Origin of the sequence: Bacteroides intestinalis DSM 17393 (assembly GCF_000172175.1) — a bacterium.
In the GTDB taxonomy this organism is placed as follows: Bacteria; Bacteroidota; Bacteroidia; order Bacteroidales; family Bacteroidaceae; genus Bacteroides; species Bacteroides intestinalis.
In genome coordinates this window covers 1,657,217-1,671,492 of sequence record NZ_ABJL02000008.1, presented here as the reverse complement: position 1 = coordinate 1,671,492, position 14,276 = coordinate 1,657,217, and the positions used below count along the sequence as shown (strand labels likewise).

14 protein-coding genes are annotated in these 14,276 nt (G+C 41.8%); 7 read left to right on the top strand and 7 right to left on the bottom strand.

What is annotated here, in order from left to right; translation table 11 throughout:
• Positions 1 to 2 precede the first annotated feature (2 nt).
• From BACINT_RS16100 to BACINT_RS16090, 3 genes are read right to left on the bottom strand one after another with little or no spacing between them, the layout of a single operon-like run.
• Positions 3 to 980, bottom strand: coding sequence for a dihydroorotate dehydrogenase-like protein (locus BACINT_RS16100; protein WP_007664942.1), 978 nt, complete (start codon positions 978 to 980; stop codon positions 3 to 5).
• A gap of 25 nt (positions 981 to 1,005) precedes the next feature.
• Positions 1,006 to 1,674, bottom strand: coding sequence for a YggS family pyridoxal phosphate-dependent enzyme (locus tag BACINT_RS16095; RefSeq protein WP_007664939.1), 669 nt, complete (start codon positions 1,672 to 1,674; stop codon positions 1,006 to 1,008).
• 20 nt (positions 1,675 to 1,694) lie between these two features.
• The gene (locus BACINT_RS16090; protein ID WP_007664937.1) at positions 1,695 to 2,159 is read right to left on the bottom strand and encodes a DUF4494 domain-containing protein; all 465 of its coding nucleotides are present in this window, start codon (positions 2,157 to 2,159) and stop codon (positions 1,695 to 1,697) included.
• Positions 2,160 to 2,784: 625 nt separating this feature from the next.
• Between BACINT_RS16090 and BACINT_RS16085 the strand changes: the two genes are divergently transcribed.
• Positions 2,785 to 3,378 (top strand): master DNA invertase Mpi family serine-type recombinase, encoded by a 594-nt coding sequence (locus BACINT_RS16085; RefSeq protein ID WP_270348543.1) that lies wholly within the window; start codon positions 2,785 to 2,787, stop codon positions 3,376 to 3,378.
• A gap of 72 nt (positions 3,379 to 3,450) precedes the next feature.
• Here the strand turns inward: BACINT_RS16085 and BACINT_RS16080 are convergent, their stop codons facing one another.
• Positions 3,451 to 4,059, bottom strand: a complete 609-nt coding sequence (locus BACINT_RS16080) for an HdeD family acid-resistance protein (protein ID WP_007664932.1) — start codon at positions 4,057 to 4,059, stop codon at positions 3,451 to 3,453.
• Positions 4,060 to 4,184: 125 nt separating this feature from the next.
• On the opposite strand from BACINT_RS16080, the gene tpx reads away from it, so the two are divergent.
• The gene (gene tpx / locus BACINT_RS16075; protein ID WP_007664930.1) at positions 4,185 to 4,685 is read left to right on the top strand and encodes a thiol peroxidase; all 501 of its coding nucleotides are present in this window, start codon (positions 4,185 to 4,187) and stop codon (positions 4,683 to 4,685) included.
• 220 nt (positions 4,686 to 4,905) lie between these two features.
• Positions 4,906 to 5,814, top strand: coding sequence for a DUF368 domain-containing protein (locus BACINT_RS16070; RefSeq protein WP_007664928.1), 909 nt, complete (start codon positions 4,906 to 4,908; stop codon positions 5,812 to 5,814).
• A 72-nt stretch (positions 5,815 to 5,886) separates the two neighbouring features.
• Here the strand turns inward: BACINT_RS16070 and BACINT_RS16065 are convergent, their stop codons facing one another.
• The 3 genes from BACINT_RS16065 to BACINT_RS16055 all read right to left on the bottom strand — a co-directional run bounded on the left by BACINT_RS16065 (position 5,887) and on the right by BACINT_RS16055 (position 9,985).
• The gene (locus BACINT_RS16065) at positions 5,887 to 7,311 is read right to left on the bottom strand and encodes a tetratricopeptide repeat protein (RefSeq protein WP_007664926.1); all 1,425 of its coding nucleotides are present in this window, start codon (positions 7,309 to 7,311) and stop codon (positions 5,887 to 5,889) included.
• Between the two features lie 27 nt (positions 7,312 to 7,338).
• Positions 7,339 to 9,078 (bottom strand): glutamine--tRNA ligase/YqeY domain fusion protein, encoded by a 1,740-nt coding sequence (locus BACINT_RS16060; protein ID WP_007664925.1) that lies wholly within the window; start codon positions 9,076 to 9,078, stop codon positions 7,339 to 7,341.
• A 97-nt stretch (positions 9,079 to 9,175) separates the two neighbouring features.
• Positions 9,176 to 9,985, bottom strand: a complete 810-nt coding sequence (locus BACINT_RS16055) for a PstS family phosphate ABC transporter substrate-binding protein (protein ID WP_007664923.1) — start codon at positions 9,983 to 9,985, stop codon at positions 9,176 to 9,178.
• Between the two features lie 258 nt (positions 9,986 to 10,243).
• On the opposite strand from BACINT_RS16055, the gene pstC reads away from it, so the two are divergent.
• The 4 genes from pstC to phoU all read left to right on the top strand — a co-directional run bounded on the left by pstC (position 10,244) and on the right by phoU (position 13,872).
• Complete coding sequence (gene pstC / locus BACINT_RS16050) at positions 10,244 to 11,428, top strand: phosphate ABC transporter permease subunit PstC (protein WP_007664920.1); 1,185 nt, start codon at positions 10,244 to 10,246, stop codon at positions 11,426 to 11,428.
• Between the two features lie 27 nt (positions 11,429 to 11,455).
• A complete protein-coding gene (gene pstA, locus BACINT_RS16045) occupies positions 11,456 to 12,316 on the top strand; it encodes a phosphate ABC transporter permease PstA (protein WP_007664917.1) in 861 nt (286 codons plus the stop codon).
• A 22-nt stretch (positions 12,317 to 12,338) separates the two neighbouring features.
• A complete protein-coding gene (gene pstB / locus BACINT_RS16040; protein ID WP_007664912.1) occupies positions 12,339 to 13,094 on the top strand; it encodes a phosphate ABC transporter ATP-binding protein PstB in 756 nt (251 codons plus the stop codon).
• A gap of 82 nt (positions 13,095 to 13,176) precedes the next feature.
• Positions 13,177 to 13,872 carry a phosphate signaling complex protein PhoU gene (gene phoU, locus BACINT_RS16035; RefSeq protein WP_007664909.1) on the top strand — a complete coding sequence of 232 codons (696 nt, stop codon included), beginning with the start codon at positions 13,177 to 13,179 and terminating at the stop codon, positions 13,870 to 13,872.
• The last annotated feature ends 404 nt before the right edge of the window (positions 13,873 to 14,276 follow it).

Genomic DNA, 14,276 nt, shown 5'->3' with positions numbered 1-14,276 from the left:
TGCTATTTTCTACTGGAGAAATATTTCATGAACTGAGTACGTTCGAAGGTATTCACACCATTCAAATCGCTAACATTCAACATTCCTTTGAATTGAGAGATTGTTTCCATTCCTTTACGATCCATCCATAAATTCAGGAAACGGGTATATTCTGCTACAAGTGCATAACTGTTTTGATAGAATGCGCTACAGATTTCTACGGCTGAAGCTCCTGCAAGAATTGCTTTTACGATTCCTTCGGGAGAATGAATACCGCCTGATGCTGCGTAATCCAGCTTGTTTACTGCTGCTGAGGCAATACCTATCCAGCGTAAAGATTTAACCAGATCAGCTCCTGTACTGAATACATTTCCTGAGATTTGCTTCATTTTCTCGATATCGATATCCGGCTGATAGAAACGATTGAACAATACAACAGCGGCAGCTCCATTGGCATATAGCTGGTCTATCAAAGCTATCGGATTAGTAAGGTTGTCGCCCAATTTCATAATGATCGGGATGCGAACTGTCTTTTTGATGTGGCTGAGAATATCAATATGACGTTGTTCAAATGAACCGTAATTGTACTGAACATCTGTTTGTAACGCCAAAATATTAATTTCTATAGCATCGGCGCCTGCAGCTTCCATTTGCTGTGCAAAGCCTACCCATTCAGCATCCTGATAGCAGTTGATACTGGCAATAACAGGAATAGGGCATACTTTCTTAGTCTCTTTAATCAATTCCAGATATTCAGACAGCTTATGCTGGCGGACGTATTCTACCAAGTAATCACTGCCTTCCGGGTACATATTCGGATCTCCGAGCCAGTCAGCTTCCATCATGATCTGCTCCTCGAAAAGAGATTTCAGAACAATGGCACCGACACCGGCTTCATAGAATTTCTGATTTTTTTCAGCACTATCAGTTAAGCCTGAACTGCTGACGATAATCGGGTTTCTTAATTCTAACCCGGCAAAAGTAGTTTTTAATGTTGCCATGGTAATAATGTTTAATGAATAATGATTAATACGTTCTGTCTCCAAAGATTTTGCTTCCTACGCGTATCAGAGTACTTCCAGCTGCAATAGCTTGGTGATAATCGTGGGACATTCCCATGGACAACTCCCGAAAAGCCTCTGTGTCGGCAAACCATGAGTCTTTCACTTCTTTGAAGAAGCTACTTAATGAACAAAATTCCTTCTCTATTTGTTCATTGTCGTCTGTATTTGTCGCCATGCCCATCAAGCCGCACAATTGTATGTTACTGAGAGTTTTCCATTCACCTTCCGCTAACATATCCCGACATTCTTCAAAACTGAAACCAAATTTAGTCTCTTCCTCTGCAATGTGTAGTTGCAGCAGGCAGTTGACCACTTTCCCGGCCTTTTCGGCCTGTTTATTGACCTCAACAAGAAGCTTGTATGAATCAATGCCGTGAATCAGAGCTACGTAGGGTACAATATACTTTATTTTATTAGTTTGCAGATGCCCGATAAAATGCCATTCAATGTCTTTGGGAAGGCTTTCGTACTTGGCAGTCATTTCTTGCACCTTACTTTCACCGAACACTCGCTGCCCGGAGCGATAAGCTTCTTCTATCGCTTCATTGGGGTGAAATTTGGAAACAGCTACCAATCGCACCCCTTCAGGTAGTTCGTTCAGCACTTGTTGAAGATTATCTGCAATATTCATGATACTAATATATATATATATTAAACCTCCGGTTTATCATTGGGTTCTGCACTGTACGGATATACATCCATAAGAGGTGTTTCGGACACTAAAGCGATTTGATAATCAGCCATTGTACCCTTCATACCTTCATCCAGCTTCTTAACGGCATCACGGAGGTCGGCAGCTTGTACCAATACCTGAGTCGATGTTTTCTTTTCAGCTCCACTCTTTTCATCCAGAGTGATGAAGACCAGTTTACATTTGAACCAGCGATCTGCGGCTTCTTCTTCGCTTGGGAATAATTCGCTATAGTTAGCACGTTTGATGTCCGATACCGTAAACTCTCCTGAAATAAACGGTGTCATTTCCTCAATAATACGTGCTTCTGCTTCCGTGAAGCTGAGTGCGTCTACCAAATAGGGTTCGGTTACTTTCTTGTTCATTCCGTTTTCCATTACTTTCTCGTAACGGATTTTGCACTCAAACCATGTATGCATTGCCATAATTTCTTTGTTTTTTAATTATGAATTTATATTCTTGTTATAAAACTGACCACAAAGATAATGCAAACGAAGGGTAGAATAAAATGAATCTATTCATTTTTTATGGGAAGAGCGGAATTGAAATCTTACAGAGATGAGGTCGTTTTCTTTCATGGTAACTCTTTTTATCCCCCATGCTAATCCTGTTCGCATGTCGCGGTAAAGACCGTTACATGTCGCGGTAAAGACCGTTACATACCGTGGTAAAGGTCGTTACAATATGGGGTAAAGACCGTTACATGCTGAGGTAAATGCTTTTACATTATGATGTGAACAGTTGGTAAATACAATGCTTTCATAATTAGATGATTAACGTTTCTAGAACTTAATACTAGGACTTGTGGAAAGCTGAAAAGGAAAAATTGTCTATTATAGAAAGAAGATTTTTTCTTGTTTCTTTTTATAACCAGCTTCCGGTATGGAAATGTGTATTCCTACATAATTTGCTTTGCCATCTTCGAAATAAGTGATGTAAAATAAAAGGGGTAAAGTGCGCGAACTTGCTGTATTTCATAGCTTAATGATATTGTGATTTTTCACTGTTATTGCTGTTCTTTGGCACTGTTAAACCTATAAAAACAACAAAATTATGGTAGTAGCTTATTTAAGAGTGAGTACAGAAAAGCAGTTTCTGGCTAATCAGCGTGAAGAACTTCTGCGCTTTGCAGAGAAAAATGGATTGAAGATTGACAAGTGGTACACTGAGACAGTGAGCGGTAGTGTGAGTAGTAAGGAGCGAAAGCTGTCGGGGATGTTGAACCGGATGCAGCGGGGGGATGCGTTGATTGTAACGGAGATTTCAAGATTGAGTCGCACCTTGTTAGAAATCATGACCATTCTCAATTCGTGTATAAAGAAAGAAATTATTTTGTACAGCACGAAAGAGGGATATGTTTTTCAAAATGACATTAACAGTAAAGTATTGGGGTTTGCATTTGGATTGATGGCGGAGATAGAGCGTAATTTGATTTCCATGCGGACTAAGGAAGCGTTGGCAAGACGAAAACAGGAAGGTGTCAAGTTAGGACGTAAAAAAGGAACCTGTCCTGCAATGCGAGTACTCCGTGAGAATAAAAGACGTTTGATGCGTGAATCCAAGCGAGGTGTTTCTTGTTCGGAATTAGCTCGTCAGATGGGGGTATCCAGAACCACTATGCATCGCTTTCTGAGGTGTAACTAATGAAAAAGCGAGTTGGCGAGTTCCTGTTGCCAGGTTCTTTAGTCAACTCGTTTTTCCGGGCTGGATTGCTACTTATCCTACTGGAATTTCTTTTTCTTCATTTTTATCTCTCATACTTCTTCCTCGCTTATGAAGGTTCTTCAACTCAAAAGACAACATAATGCGGAAAAATCCGATAATAAGGAATGCAAATGAGATCATGTAGACAGCATACATGGCACCTATTGCCGGTTGCCACAGAATGAGGAGTGAACAAATCACAGCTAATATGCCGAAGGCAATATACCATCCCCAGTCTCTGGTACCATATCTTTTCAGATCCATGGCATAGCCGATGGAAGAAAAGCCGCGGAACATTAACCAGAATGCAATGATGAATGGAATTACTTCCATGCTTAACAGCGGATAAGCTATCAGATAGAAACCTAATATCATGTCGATGATACCGCCTGCCAGATACCAACCCCAGCTGGAAACATTCTTCCGGTTGCTTACGGCGAAAGAAATCTCTAACAAACCGCTGAACAGCATCGATATACTGAACAGAATACTCAAAACTGCATAACCGCTGAACGGAGCAAACATCAGACTTATAGCAACTACTACATAGAGTATACCAAGTAAGAGAGACATCCACCAGTTTTTTACTTCGCATTGAAGTTCGTCAAATAAAGTTTTCATGCAAATTTAATTTTAAATGGTTATTGTAATCATGTTTGTGAGAGTAACAATTTGCAGTTGGAAAAGTTTTGGGCGAACTTTTCCAACAGTTCGTTTGTTATATAGACATATAAAACAAGAAAACTATGGCTACAACAAAATTTAAAGGACAGCCGGTTAAGATTATCGGTGAGTTTATAAAAGTAGGGACAGTTGCTCCCGACTTCGAGTTAGTAAAAACAGATCTTTCTTCTTTCTTTTTGAAAGATTTGAAAGGTAAGAATGTAATATTGAATATCTTTCCAAGTTTGGATACCAGTGTTTGTGCAACATCTGTGCGCAAGTTCAACAAGCTGGCAGCGAGTCTGCCAGATACAGTGGTTTTGGCGATTTCCAAAGATTTGCCTTTTGCCCATGCACGGTTCTGTACTACGGAAAGTATTGAAAATGTAATTCCTTTGTCTGATTTCCGTTTCTCTGATTTTGATGAAAGTTACGGTGTGCGTATGGCAGATGGACCGTTGGGTGGCTTGCTGGCACGTGCAGTAGTTATTGTCGGTAAGGATGGAAAGGTTGCATATACTGAACTGGTACCTGAAATTACCCAGGAGCCGGATTATGACAAAGCAATAGAGGCTGTAAAGTAGTAAACCTCAGATTTTAATAAGCAATTAGAAAAGACCAGGTGTATAGTAGTCGTGAGATTATTATACACCATTTCTTTTTTATACCTGTATCTAACTATTGTATAAAATTCCAATGTGTTTTTCGGATATTTTTGATTGATTTATAGTAAGTAACTGGCTTTTTTTGTTTTACTTTGCGTCCCATAAATCAAGTATTAATGGTTAATTGATAAAGAAAAAGATGGAACGAGGTTTAAAAGACTACGCCCTACTCATGCTGAAAGGTGTGGGAATGGGAGCAGCCGATGTGGTTCCCGGTGTATCGGGGGGAACAATTGCTTTTATTGTAGGTATTTATGACGAATTGATAGATTCGATAAAAAGCATTAACGGAAAAAGTTTAAAGTTGTTTTTCACAGGAAAATGGGGAGCATTCTGGAAAGCGATTAACGGTAATTTTCTGATCTCTCTGCTGGCGGGAATTGGAATCAGCGTATTTTCATTAGCTAAAATTATCACATGGTTGCTTACGGACCATCCGGTTATGGTTTGGGCTTTCTTTTTCGGACTGGTACTGGCATCCACATGGTTTGTAGGAAAAGACATAAAGGAATGGAACAAGAAAACGATTCCGGCATTTATTATAGGTGTGGCAGTTGCATATTATATTACGGTAGCAACTCCTGCTGAAACTCCTTCCAACTTATTTTTTATATTCCTTTGTGGAGCGATTGCCATTTGTGCTATGATATTGCCGGGTATATCGGGAAGTTTTATTCTGGTACTGTTAGGTAAGTACTTCTTTATAATGGAAGCTGTCAAAACACTTGATATAACGGTTTTATTAGTGTTTTTTGTGGGTGCTTTTATTGGAATAACTTCTTTTTCACGGATTCTTTCGTATGCATTAAAGCATTTCCGCAATATAACATTGGCTGTATTGACAGGTTTCATGTTGGGTTCACTAAACAAAGTGTGGCCTTGGAAGGAAACCATAGAAACTTTTACTGATAATCATGGAGTAGTGAAGCCATTAGTTGAAAGTAATATTCTGCCCAATCAGTATGTTGTTGAGGCTGTAATATTGATGATAGTGGGTTTCTTCCTGGTATATTTTCTGGAAAAGCTTTCTACTCGTAGTGCTAAATAAGAGATAACAAACAAATATCTTGATGGTATATATAAAATAGAGAGTAAAGATTCCTTTACTCTCTATTCTTTTTTATTGCAATGCTTTTATGATGTTTTGCATATAAGCGGCCAGGTCTTCCCGGTCTTCGCTTTCCATAAGCATCTGCATCTTCTCCAATTCTTTTAAATCGAATGGGCGGGGGCATTTCTGATTATACTTTATGAAGTTCTCTTTATCATGCAGTGTCATGTAGAGTACCGTCAACTTCTCGTTGATACCATCAAAGTCCGGTTCCAATTCGCAGACACGTTCAAAAGCTATCTTGGCATAATCCAGATAACCGATTTCCATGCTATGCATACCTATTTCATTCCAAGTGTCGGCAGTAGGGGAGCAATTCAAGGCCTTTGCCCACTGCTTTATTCCTTTGTCGTAGTCCCCTTCTTCAATGTATATGCGACCCTCTATCAGAAGAGATTCCGGCTCTTCCGGTGACAGTTTATGTGCTTTTTTACAATATTGGTGTGCTTTACGTTTCTTCCCCATCTTGGAGAGGCAAAGCCCTGCATTGGCATATAAGCTGGGCAGTATTGGAGAAGCAATTTCATCTGTTTCATTTTCCAGAATTGCTTTTTCCAGGTTTTCATAGCCTTCCTTCCATTCTCCCTTGGATACCTTGCATAATCCAATGTATGTATAGATAAATTCGGGAGCAAGTCCATGAAGCTCCTCCGCTTTCTGATAATACTCCAGAGCAGCATCTTCGTTACCTAATTGGTAGAAGCAATGCCCTTTCATTACATAGGCGTCTGCAAATTCATCGTCACCCACCAATGCATAATCGCAAGCATCAATAGCTTGGTTGAAGTTCATCTCTTCGAAGTGGCATCTTGCCAATCCGAACCAGTAAGGAGCCGAATATGGATTCATGTCTATGAGGCGGTTATACAAAGGAATTGCTTCCTCGGTCATGCCTTTGCCATAAAGGCAGTCTGCAACCACGGCAATATAGGCTTCTTCATCAGAATATTCTTCCTTTACCGGATCAAGCCATGCCAAGGCTTTATCCGGATACCCCATGTCAAGATACATATAGGATACATCTACCACATTTGCCAGATCAGCTTTATCTTCAATCGTGTCGAGTAACTGTTCGGCATCATCCAGTTTACCTTCACTCAATAGCAAATGGGCACGCACCACTTTTGCTTCCGGCGAATAAGTATCGGGAAGATTTTCAATGATTTCACGTGCTTTCGCTTGCTTCCCGTTATCCAGATGCAGGTAAGCGTATTCAATCATAAGTTCAGTGCTATCGGGATGCAGCTTTAATCCATATTCTACAATCTCAAAAGCCTTATCATATCTTTTCTTTGTACCATACCAGTCGGCAAGATCAGCTAACTCATCTGCATCCTGATAGAACGGTTTGTTTTCGGACATTGCCGCTTCATATTGTTCGGCAAGTTCCTGTAACTCTTTATCCCTGCCGGACAGCAGGTTTTTATTGCTCATTAATTGTTTACTCCTATAATCCTATTTTTATTTATTTATTTTGCCCCAGGTATCTTTCAAGCCTACAGTGCGGTTGAATACCATTTTCTCAGGTGTGGAGTCTGGATCTACGTTGAAATATCCGATGCGCTGGAACTGCAAATAAGTAAGCGGTTTCATGCCGGCGGCGTATTTTTCAATGTAGCAATGAGGCAATATATTCAGTGAGTCCGGATTGATGATGTCTTTCATCGCTTCCAGTGCATCACAGTTTTTAGCTTCGCGGATAGCAGCCAGTTCGTCACGTGGATTTTCCACTTTCCAAAGGCGGTCGTAGAGGCGTACTTCTGCTTCAAGGCAATGATCACAACTTACCCAGTGCAGGGTACCTTTCACCTTACGGTTTGCTTCGGGCATACCGCTCTTGGTGTTCGGATCATATTCACAATATACTTCAACTACTTCTCCGGCTTCATTTTTTTTGCAACCGGTACATTTCACGATATAAGCACTCTTTAAGCGTACTTCCTGGCCCGGAGTCATACGGAAATATTTCTTCGGAGCATTTTCCATGAAGTCTTCGCGTTCCATCCACAGTTCGCGGCTGAACTCAATGAAATGGCTGCCTTCTTCCGGTTTTTCCGGATTATTGATTGCCTCCAGTTCTTCCACTTTTCCTTCCGGATAGTTGGTGATAACCAGTTTCACCGGATTCACTACCGCTGAGATACGCGTAGCACGGGTATTAAGGTCTTCGCGTACGGCACTTTCCAGTAGAGCGAATTCATTAAGTGCATCGTATGTGGTATATCCTATTTTATCAATAAATTTGTGGATAGACTCAGGTGAGTATCCGCGACGGCGGAAACCACAGATAGTCGGCATACGGGGATCATCCCATCCGTTCACCAGTTTTTCTTTTACCAGAATCAGCAGGTTGCGCTTGCTCATCAGGGTATAGCTGAGATTCAGCTTGTTGAATTCATACTGATGGGGGCGGTTATCATCCAGATCTTTACCCTCCTTTACCCAGTCTACAAAGAGATCGTAGAGCGGACGGTGGGGAACAAATTCCAATGTACAGAGAGAGTGCGTTACACCTTCAAAGTAGTCACTTTGTCCGTGAGCGAAGTCATACATCGGATAGGCCTTCCACGTTGTACCAGTACGGTGATGCGGATGGTTCACTACGCGATAGATGATAGGATCGCGGAAGTGCATATTCGGGTTTGCCATATCAATCTTGGCACGAAGCACCATAGCGCCTTCTGCTATTTCACCCGTATTCATTTTCTTGAACAGGGAGAGGCTTTCCTCTATCGGACGGTTACGGTAAGGGCTTTCTATACCCGGTTGGGTAGGAGTGCCTTTCTGCTGTGCTATTTGTTCCGAAGTCTGCTCGTCGATATATGCTTTACCTTCTTCAATAAGGCGGATGGCAAAGTCCCATAATTGCTGGAAGTAATCGGATGCGTAGTATTCATTACCCCACTGATAACCCAGCCATTGGATATCTTCCTTGATAGCTTCTACATATTCCACATCTTCTTTGGTCGGATTCGTATCATCGAAACGCAAATTGCAAATGCCATTGTGGTCGGCTGCAATACCAAAATCAAGGCAAATTGCCTTGGCATGTCCGATGTGGAGGTATCCGTTGGGCTCCGGCGGGAAACGTGTTTGCACTTTACCACCATTTTTACCCTCTTTCAAGTCTTTCTCAACAATTTGTTCAATGAAGTTGAGGCTCTTTTTTTCGCCTGCTTCTTCGCTCTTAATATCTGCCATAATTGGTATGTATATATTCTTATGTATATATTCTAAGGTTCTATATTATATATTCTACAATTTAGTCGCAAAAGTAAGGCTTTTTTTTCGTATATTCTTATTTCACGGGAATATATCCACTCTTTTTAATGATTTCCTGACCTGCAGGTGAAAGGATGAAATGAATGAGAGGGGTTGCTTGTTCGGAGTTTTCTGTGTTATAATAATAGTATAGAGGCCGCACAATGGGGTAACTCTTATCTGTAGCACTCTCCATAGTAGGTGGGGCAAAGTGTGTCCCGTCGTAAGATATGGACAGTGATTTGACGCGAGGGGAAAGATAAGCCAATCCTACGTATCCTATTGCTCCCTTCGTTTGGCTGACAGATTGTATAATGGCACCGGTGGCAGGCATAGAGAGGCTGCTACTCATATAATTTTTATTTTTGAGAACACTTTCTTTGAAGAATTCATAAGTACCCGAAGATGTTTCGCGAGAGTACACCACGATTTTACGGTCATCTCCACCCACTTGCTTCCAATTCGTAATCTTACCTCGGAAGATATCTTCCAGTTGTTGGCGCGTCAGTTGCTTTACGGGATTGGAGGGGTGAACCACAACGGCAAGGGCATCGTAAGCTACGATCACTTCTTCCACTTCTTTTCCGGCTGTCTTTACTTTCATCTTCTCACTGAATTTAATGGGGCGGGATGCCATGGCAATATCTGTCGTTCCGTCCAATAGAGCGGAAATACCCACTCCGGTGCCACCACCGGTTACGGTAACACGGGCGTCGGGATTGAGGGCCATAAATCTTTCGGCAGTCTGTTGTGCTACAGGTAGTACGGTGTCACTGCCTTTGATGCGTTGCGCCTGTAGGCTGCTTACAGCTAATGTCAGGAGTAGGATGATACTTATTGTTTTCATTTTATTCAAAATTGTTTTTGATTCTATTTATAATGAATTTTATTATACTTGAAATGGGGTGATAATAGAACCCAAATATTATTCTATTTGTTTATTGATTGCAAATAAAACAATTGCGCATTACAATCTAATTACAAAACTTGTGTTTTTGGAGGTTGTAACGCTTTTGTAATAGGTTTGAAACATTTCTTTCAAACCTTAGTCACACTTTCTTAACATCGACGCGGTTTCTTTGCATACGAAATTCAATAGGCATTTATGAAGAAGCTTTTTGAGAAAATAATAGAAGGAGTGTTAGCTTGTAGCGGTTTTGTAACAAGCATCACCATTGTGCTCATCATCCTGTTTCTCTTTTCCGAGGCGTTGGGACTGTTCAACAGTCGGGTCATTGAAGAAGGATATGTATTGGCACTGAATAAAGATAATAAGGTAAGTGAGCTAACCCCAGCTCAGATAAAAGATGTTTTCGATGAGGAGATAACAAACTGGAATGAAGTCGGGGGGCAGGATATGCCCATCCGGCTTTTCCGTTTGGAAGATATCACTCAGTATTATACCGAGGAAGAACTGGGGGCAGCTTATGAACATGCCGGAGTAAAGATTACCGAACTGGTGGAACGTACGCCAGGCATTATTGCTTTTGTACCGCAACAGTTTATTGTTCGTCCGGATTCCGTCCACTTATTGCAGGATAACACCATTTCGGTGAAAGATGTCTTTGCGGGGGCGGAATGGTTTCCGACGGCTACACCTGCCGCACAATTCGGTTTTCTACCCTTAATAACCGGTACACTGTGGGTGAGTTTATTTGCCATCCTGATAGCATTGCCTTTTGGGCTTTCAGTTGCTATCTATATGTCCGAAGTGGCAAATTCCAGGATACGTAATCTGCTGAAACCGATCATTGAGTTGCTGAGTGGCATTCCATCGGTGGTCTATGGTTTCTTCGGACTGATTGTGATTGTACCATTCATCCAGAAAGTATTCAATCTGCCTGTGGGTGAAAGTGGATTGGCGGGAAGCATCGTATTGGCTATAATGGCATTGCCTACGATTATAACGGTGACGGAAGATGCTATGCGCAACTGTCCCCGTGCCATGCGGGAAGCCAGCCTTGCATTGGGGGCTTCACAATGGCAGACCATATATAAGGTGGTGATACCTTATTCCGTATCAGGTATCACTTCCGGTGTGGTATTGGGAATCGGACGTGCTATCGGCGAAACAATGGCGGTACTGATGGTGACAGGTAATGCGGCAGTCATACCGCATACCATTCTGGAACCGTTGCGTACCATACCTGCAACGATTGCAGCGGAACTGGGAGAAGCACCTGCCGGGGGAGCACATTATGAAGCCTTATTTCTTTTGGGTGTAGTGCTGTTCTTTATTAGTTTGCTGATAAACTTCACGGTAGAAGCTGTGTCAGCCCGGAAAAGATAATGTCTTATAGAGAAAAGAAAAATAAGTATGATAGATAGGAAACATCTTTCGCAACGTATTGCATTCGGAACATTCCGTTTGCTGAGCCTGACAGTGGTGGGGATACTCTTTGCCATTCTCGGCTTCATTATATATAAAGGTGTGGGAGTTATTAGCTGGGAGTTCCTGACTACTGCCCCCACGGACGGCATGACGGCAGGAGGTATTTTCCCCGCCATTGTCGGAACATTCTATTTGATGATAGGCAGTGCCCTGTTTGCCTTTCCGGTAGGAGTGATGAGTGGAATCTATATGAATGAGTATGCGCCGAAAGGCTGGGTAGTCCGGTTCATCCGAATGATGACAAACAACCTGAGCGGCATACCTTCCATCGTCTTTGGTCTTTTCGGTATGGCTTTATTTGTTAACTATATGGGATTTGGCGATAGCATCCTGGCCGGTTCACTTACGTTGGGATTGCTGTGTGTACCTTTAGTTATCCGTACCACAGAGGAAGCGTTGAAAGCCATTCCCGATACTCTACGTGAGGGAAGCCGTGCGTTAGGGGCCACCAAGTTGCAGACTATCTGGCACGTTGTTCTGCCTATGGCGATGCCTAATGTGATTACGGGGCTGATTCTGGCTCTGGGACGTGTCTCCGGCGAGACTGCACCTATCCTGTTTACTTGTGCCGCCTATTTCCTTCCACAACTTCCCACAAGTATACTCGACCAGTGTATGGCATTGCCCTATCATCTGTATGTTATTTCTACCAGTGGCACAGATATGGATGCCCAGCTTCCACTGGCTTATGGCACGGCTCTGGTCTTAATCGTAATCATCCTTTTGGTAAATCTTCTGGCAAATGCTTTGCGAAAATATTTCGAGAAAAAAGTAAAGATGAACTAACAGGAATAAAACAGAAAATAAAATGATTGGTAAAATAGAAACAAATAATGTAAACTTCTGGTATGGAGATTTCCATGCTTTGAAAGGTATCAGCATGTCGATAGAAGAACGTTCGGTAGTAGCATTTATCGGACCTTCGGGATGTGGCAAATCTACTTTCCTCCGGTTGTTCAATCGCATGAACGATCTTATTCCCAATACCCGCCTGACAGGTGAGATTCATATCGATGGAGAGAATATCTATGGAAAAGATATTCAGGTAGATGAACTTCGCAAGAAGGTAGGTATGGTATTTCAGCGTCCTAATCCTTTTCCGAAAAGCATCTTTGAGAATGTGGCCTATGGACTTCGAGTGAATGGCGTGACAGACAGTAGCTTCATCCGCCAGCGTGTAGAAGAATCCTTGAAAGGGGCAGCTTTGTGGGATGAAGTAAAGGATAAACTGAAAGTTTCTGCCTATGCACTTTCCGGCGGACAGCAGCAGCGTCTTTGCATAGCTCGTGCCATGGCTGTATCTCCCTCCGTGTTACTGATGGACGAACCGGCTTCTGCACTCGATCCCATTTCTACGGCTAAGGTAGAAGAACTTATTCACGAACTGAAAGAGCAGTATACGATTGTTATCGTTACACACAATATGCAGCAGGCTGCTCGCGTTAGTGATAAAACAGCGTTCTTTTATCTGGGGCAAATGGTGGAGTTTGACGATACCAAGAAAATATTTACGAACCCTGATAAGGTGGAGACTCAGAATTACATTACGGGACGCTTCGGGTAAGCGTTTGTTTCCTGTGGAGAAACAAAAAGGAACCTCGGGCTTCTTTTAATTCATGATACAAGTAATCTTAAAATAGAAATTTATGGTAAAGTTTATCGAATCGGAACTCGTCTTGCTGAAAAAAGAAATAGACGAAATGTGGACCTTAGTATATAACCAGCTCGATAGGGCAGGGGAGGCTGTGCTGACCTTTGACCGTGAACTGGCGCAACAGGTACTGGTACGTGAACGTCGTGTGAATGCCCTAGAATTGAAGATAGACAGCGATATTGAAGATATCATTGCTTTGTATAATCCTGTAGCCATCGACCTGCGCTTTGTGCTTGCCATGCTGAAGATCAATACGAATCTGGAGCGTCTTGGTGACTTTGCCGAGGGTATTGCCCGCTTCGTTCTGAATTGCAAGGAACCGGTTCTTGATCCGGAACTTCTGAAACGATTGCGCCTGGAAGAAATGCAGAGGCAGGTACTTGCTATGCTGGAGCTTGCCAAGAAAGCTCTTCAGGAAGAAAATCAGGATTTGGCGACTTCGGTATTTGCTAAAGATAATTTATTGGATGAAATCAATGCAGAAGCTACTACTGTTTTAGCAGACTACATTGCCCAGCATCCCGAGGCTGTACTGCCCTGTTTGAACCTGGTAAGTGTGTTCCGTAAGTTGGAGCGTTCCGGCGACCACATCACTAACATTGCAGAAGAAATAGTCTTCTTTATCGATGCAAAAGTGTTAAAACATAGCGGAAAAACAGACGAACATTACCCTTTAACTAAGAAATAAGCTCTTTTTTAGATAAAATTTAGTGTTTGTTAGAAAAATGATATATATTTGTCCACTGAAAACGATTGCGGGTGTAGAAAGGCTACATAAGTGGTAATAAAACCAAAGAAATTTCAAAAAGATGTTATAAGACATGTTTTTAAATTTGGTAAGTATCTCGAAAAGCCGCTATATTTGCAGCGTTATCCTGAAAACAATCTTTTTACCTTAAAAAAAAACTAATACCTATTGAAAACTGAAAAATGGGGCTTTGTGAAAAGCTCCATTTTTTTGTACCTATGTCCCATTTATTTCGTATCTTTAGAGAAGATAAACTGCATCTCGGCAGAACTTTTTCATGCAAGCATGAAAGTTCTGCGCTCAATTTGCATTATCTTTGTACCACCAGAATGAGGAATTGTAAA

Coding starts and splice junctions, on each gene's coding strand:
- pstB (WP_007664912.1), top strand. CDS start 12,339: ATGATTGGTAAAATAGAAACAAATAATGTAAACTTCTGGTATGGAGAT.
- BACINT_RS16065 (WP_007664926.1), bottom strand. CDS start 7,311: ATGAGCAATAAAAACCTGCTGTCCGGCAGGGATAAAGAGTTACAGGAA.
- BACINT_RS16060 (WP_007664925.1), bottom strand. CDS start 9,078: ATGGCAGATATTAAGAGCGAAGAAGCAGGCGAAAAAAAGAGCCTCAAC.
- BACINT_RS16090 (WP_007664937.1), bottom strand. CDS start 2,159: ATGGCAATGCATACATGGTTTGAGTGCAAAATCCGTTACGAGAAAGTA.
- phoU (WP_007664909.1), top strand. CDS start 13,177: ATGGTAAAGTTTATCGAATCGGAACTCGTCTTGCTGAAAAAAGAAATA.
- BACINT_RS16100 (WP_007664942.1), bottom strand. CDS start 980: ATGGCAACATTAAAAACTACTTTTGCCGGGTTAGAATTAAGAAACCCG.
- BACINT_RS16055 (WP_007664923.1), bottom strand. CDS start 9,985: ATGAAAACAATAAGTATCATCCTACTCCTGACATTAGCTGTAAGCAGC.
- pstC (WP_007664920.1), top strand. CDS start 10,244: ATGAAGAAGCTTTTTGAGAAAATAATAGAAGGAGTGTTAGCTTGTAGC.
- tpx (WP_007664930.1), top strand. CDS start 4,185: ATGGCTACAACAAAATTTAAAGGACAGCCGGTTAAGATTATCGGTGAG.
- BACINT_RS16080 (WP_007664932.1), bottom strand. CDS start 4,059: ATGAAAACTTTATTTGACGAACTTCAATGCGAAGTAAAAAACTGGTGG.
- BACINT_RS16070 (WP_007664928.1), top strand. CDS start 4,906: ATGGAACGAGGTTTAAAAGACTACGCCCTACTCATGCTGAAAGGTGTG.
- BACINT_RS16095 (WP_007664939.1), bottom strand. CDS start 1,674: ATGAATATTGCAGATAATCTTCAACAAGTGCTGAACGAACTACCTGAA.
- pstA (WP_007664917.1), top strand. CDS start 11,456: ATGATAGATAGGAAACATCTTTCGCAACGTATTGCATTCGGAACATTC.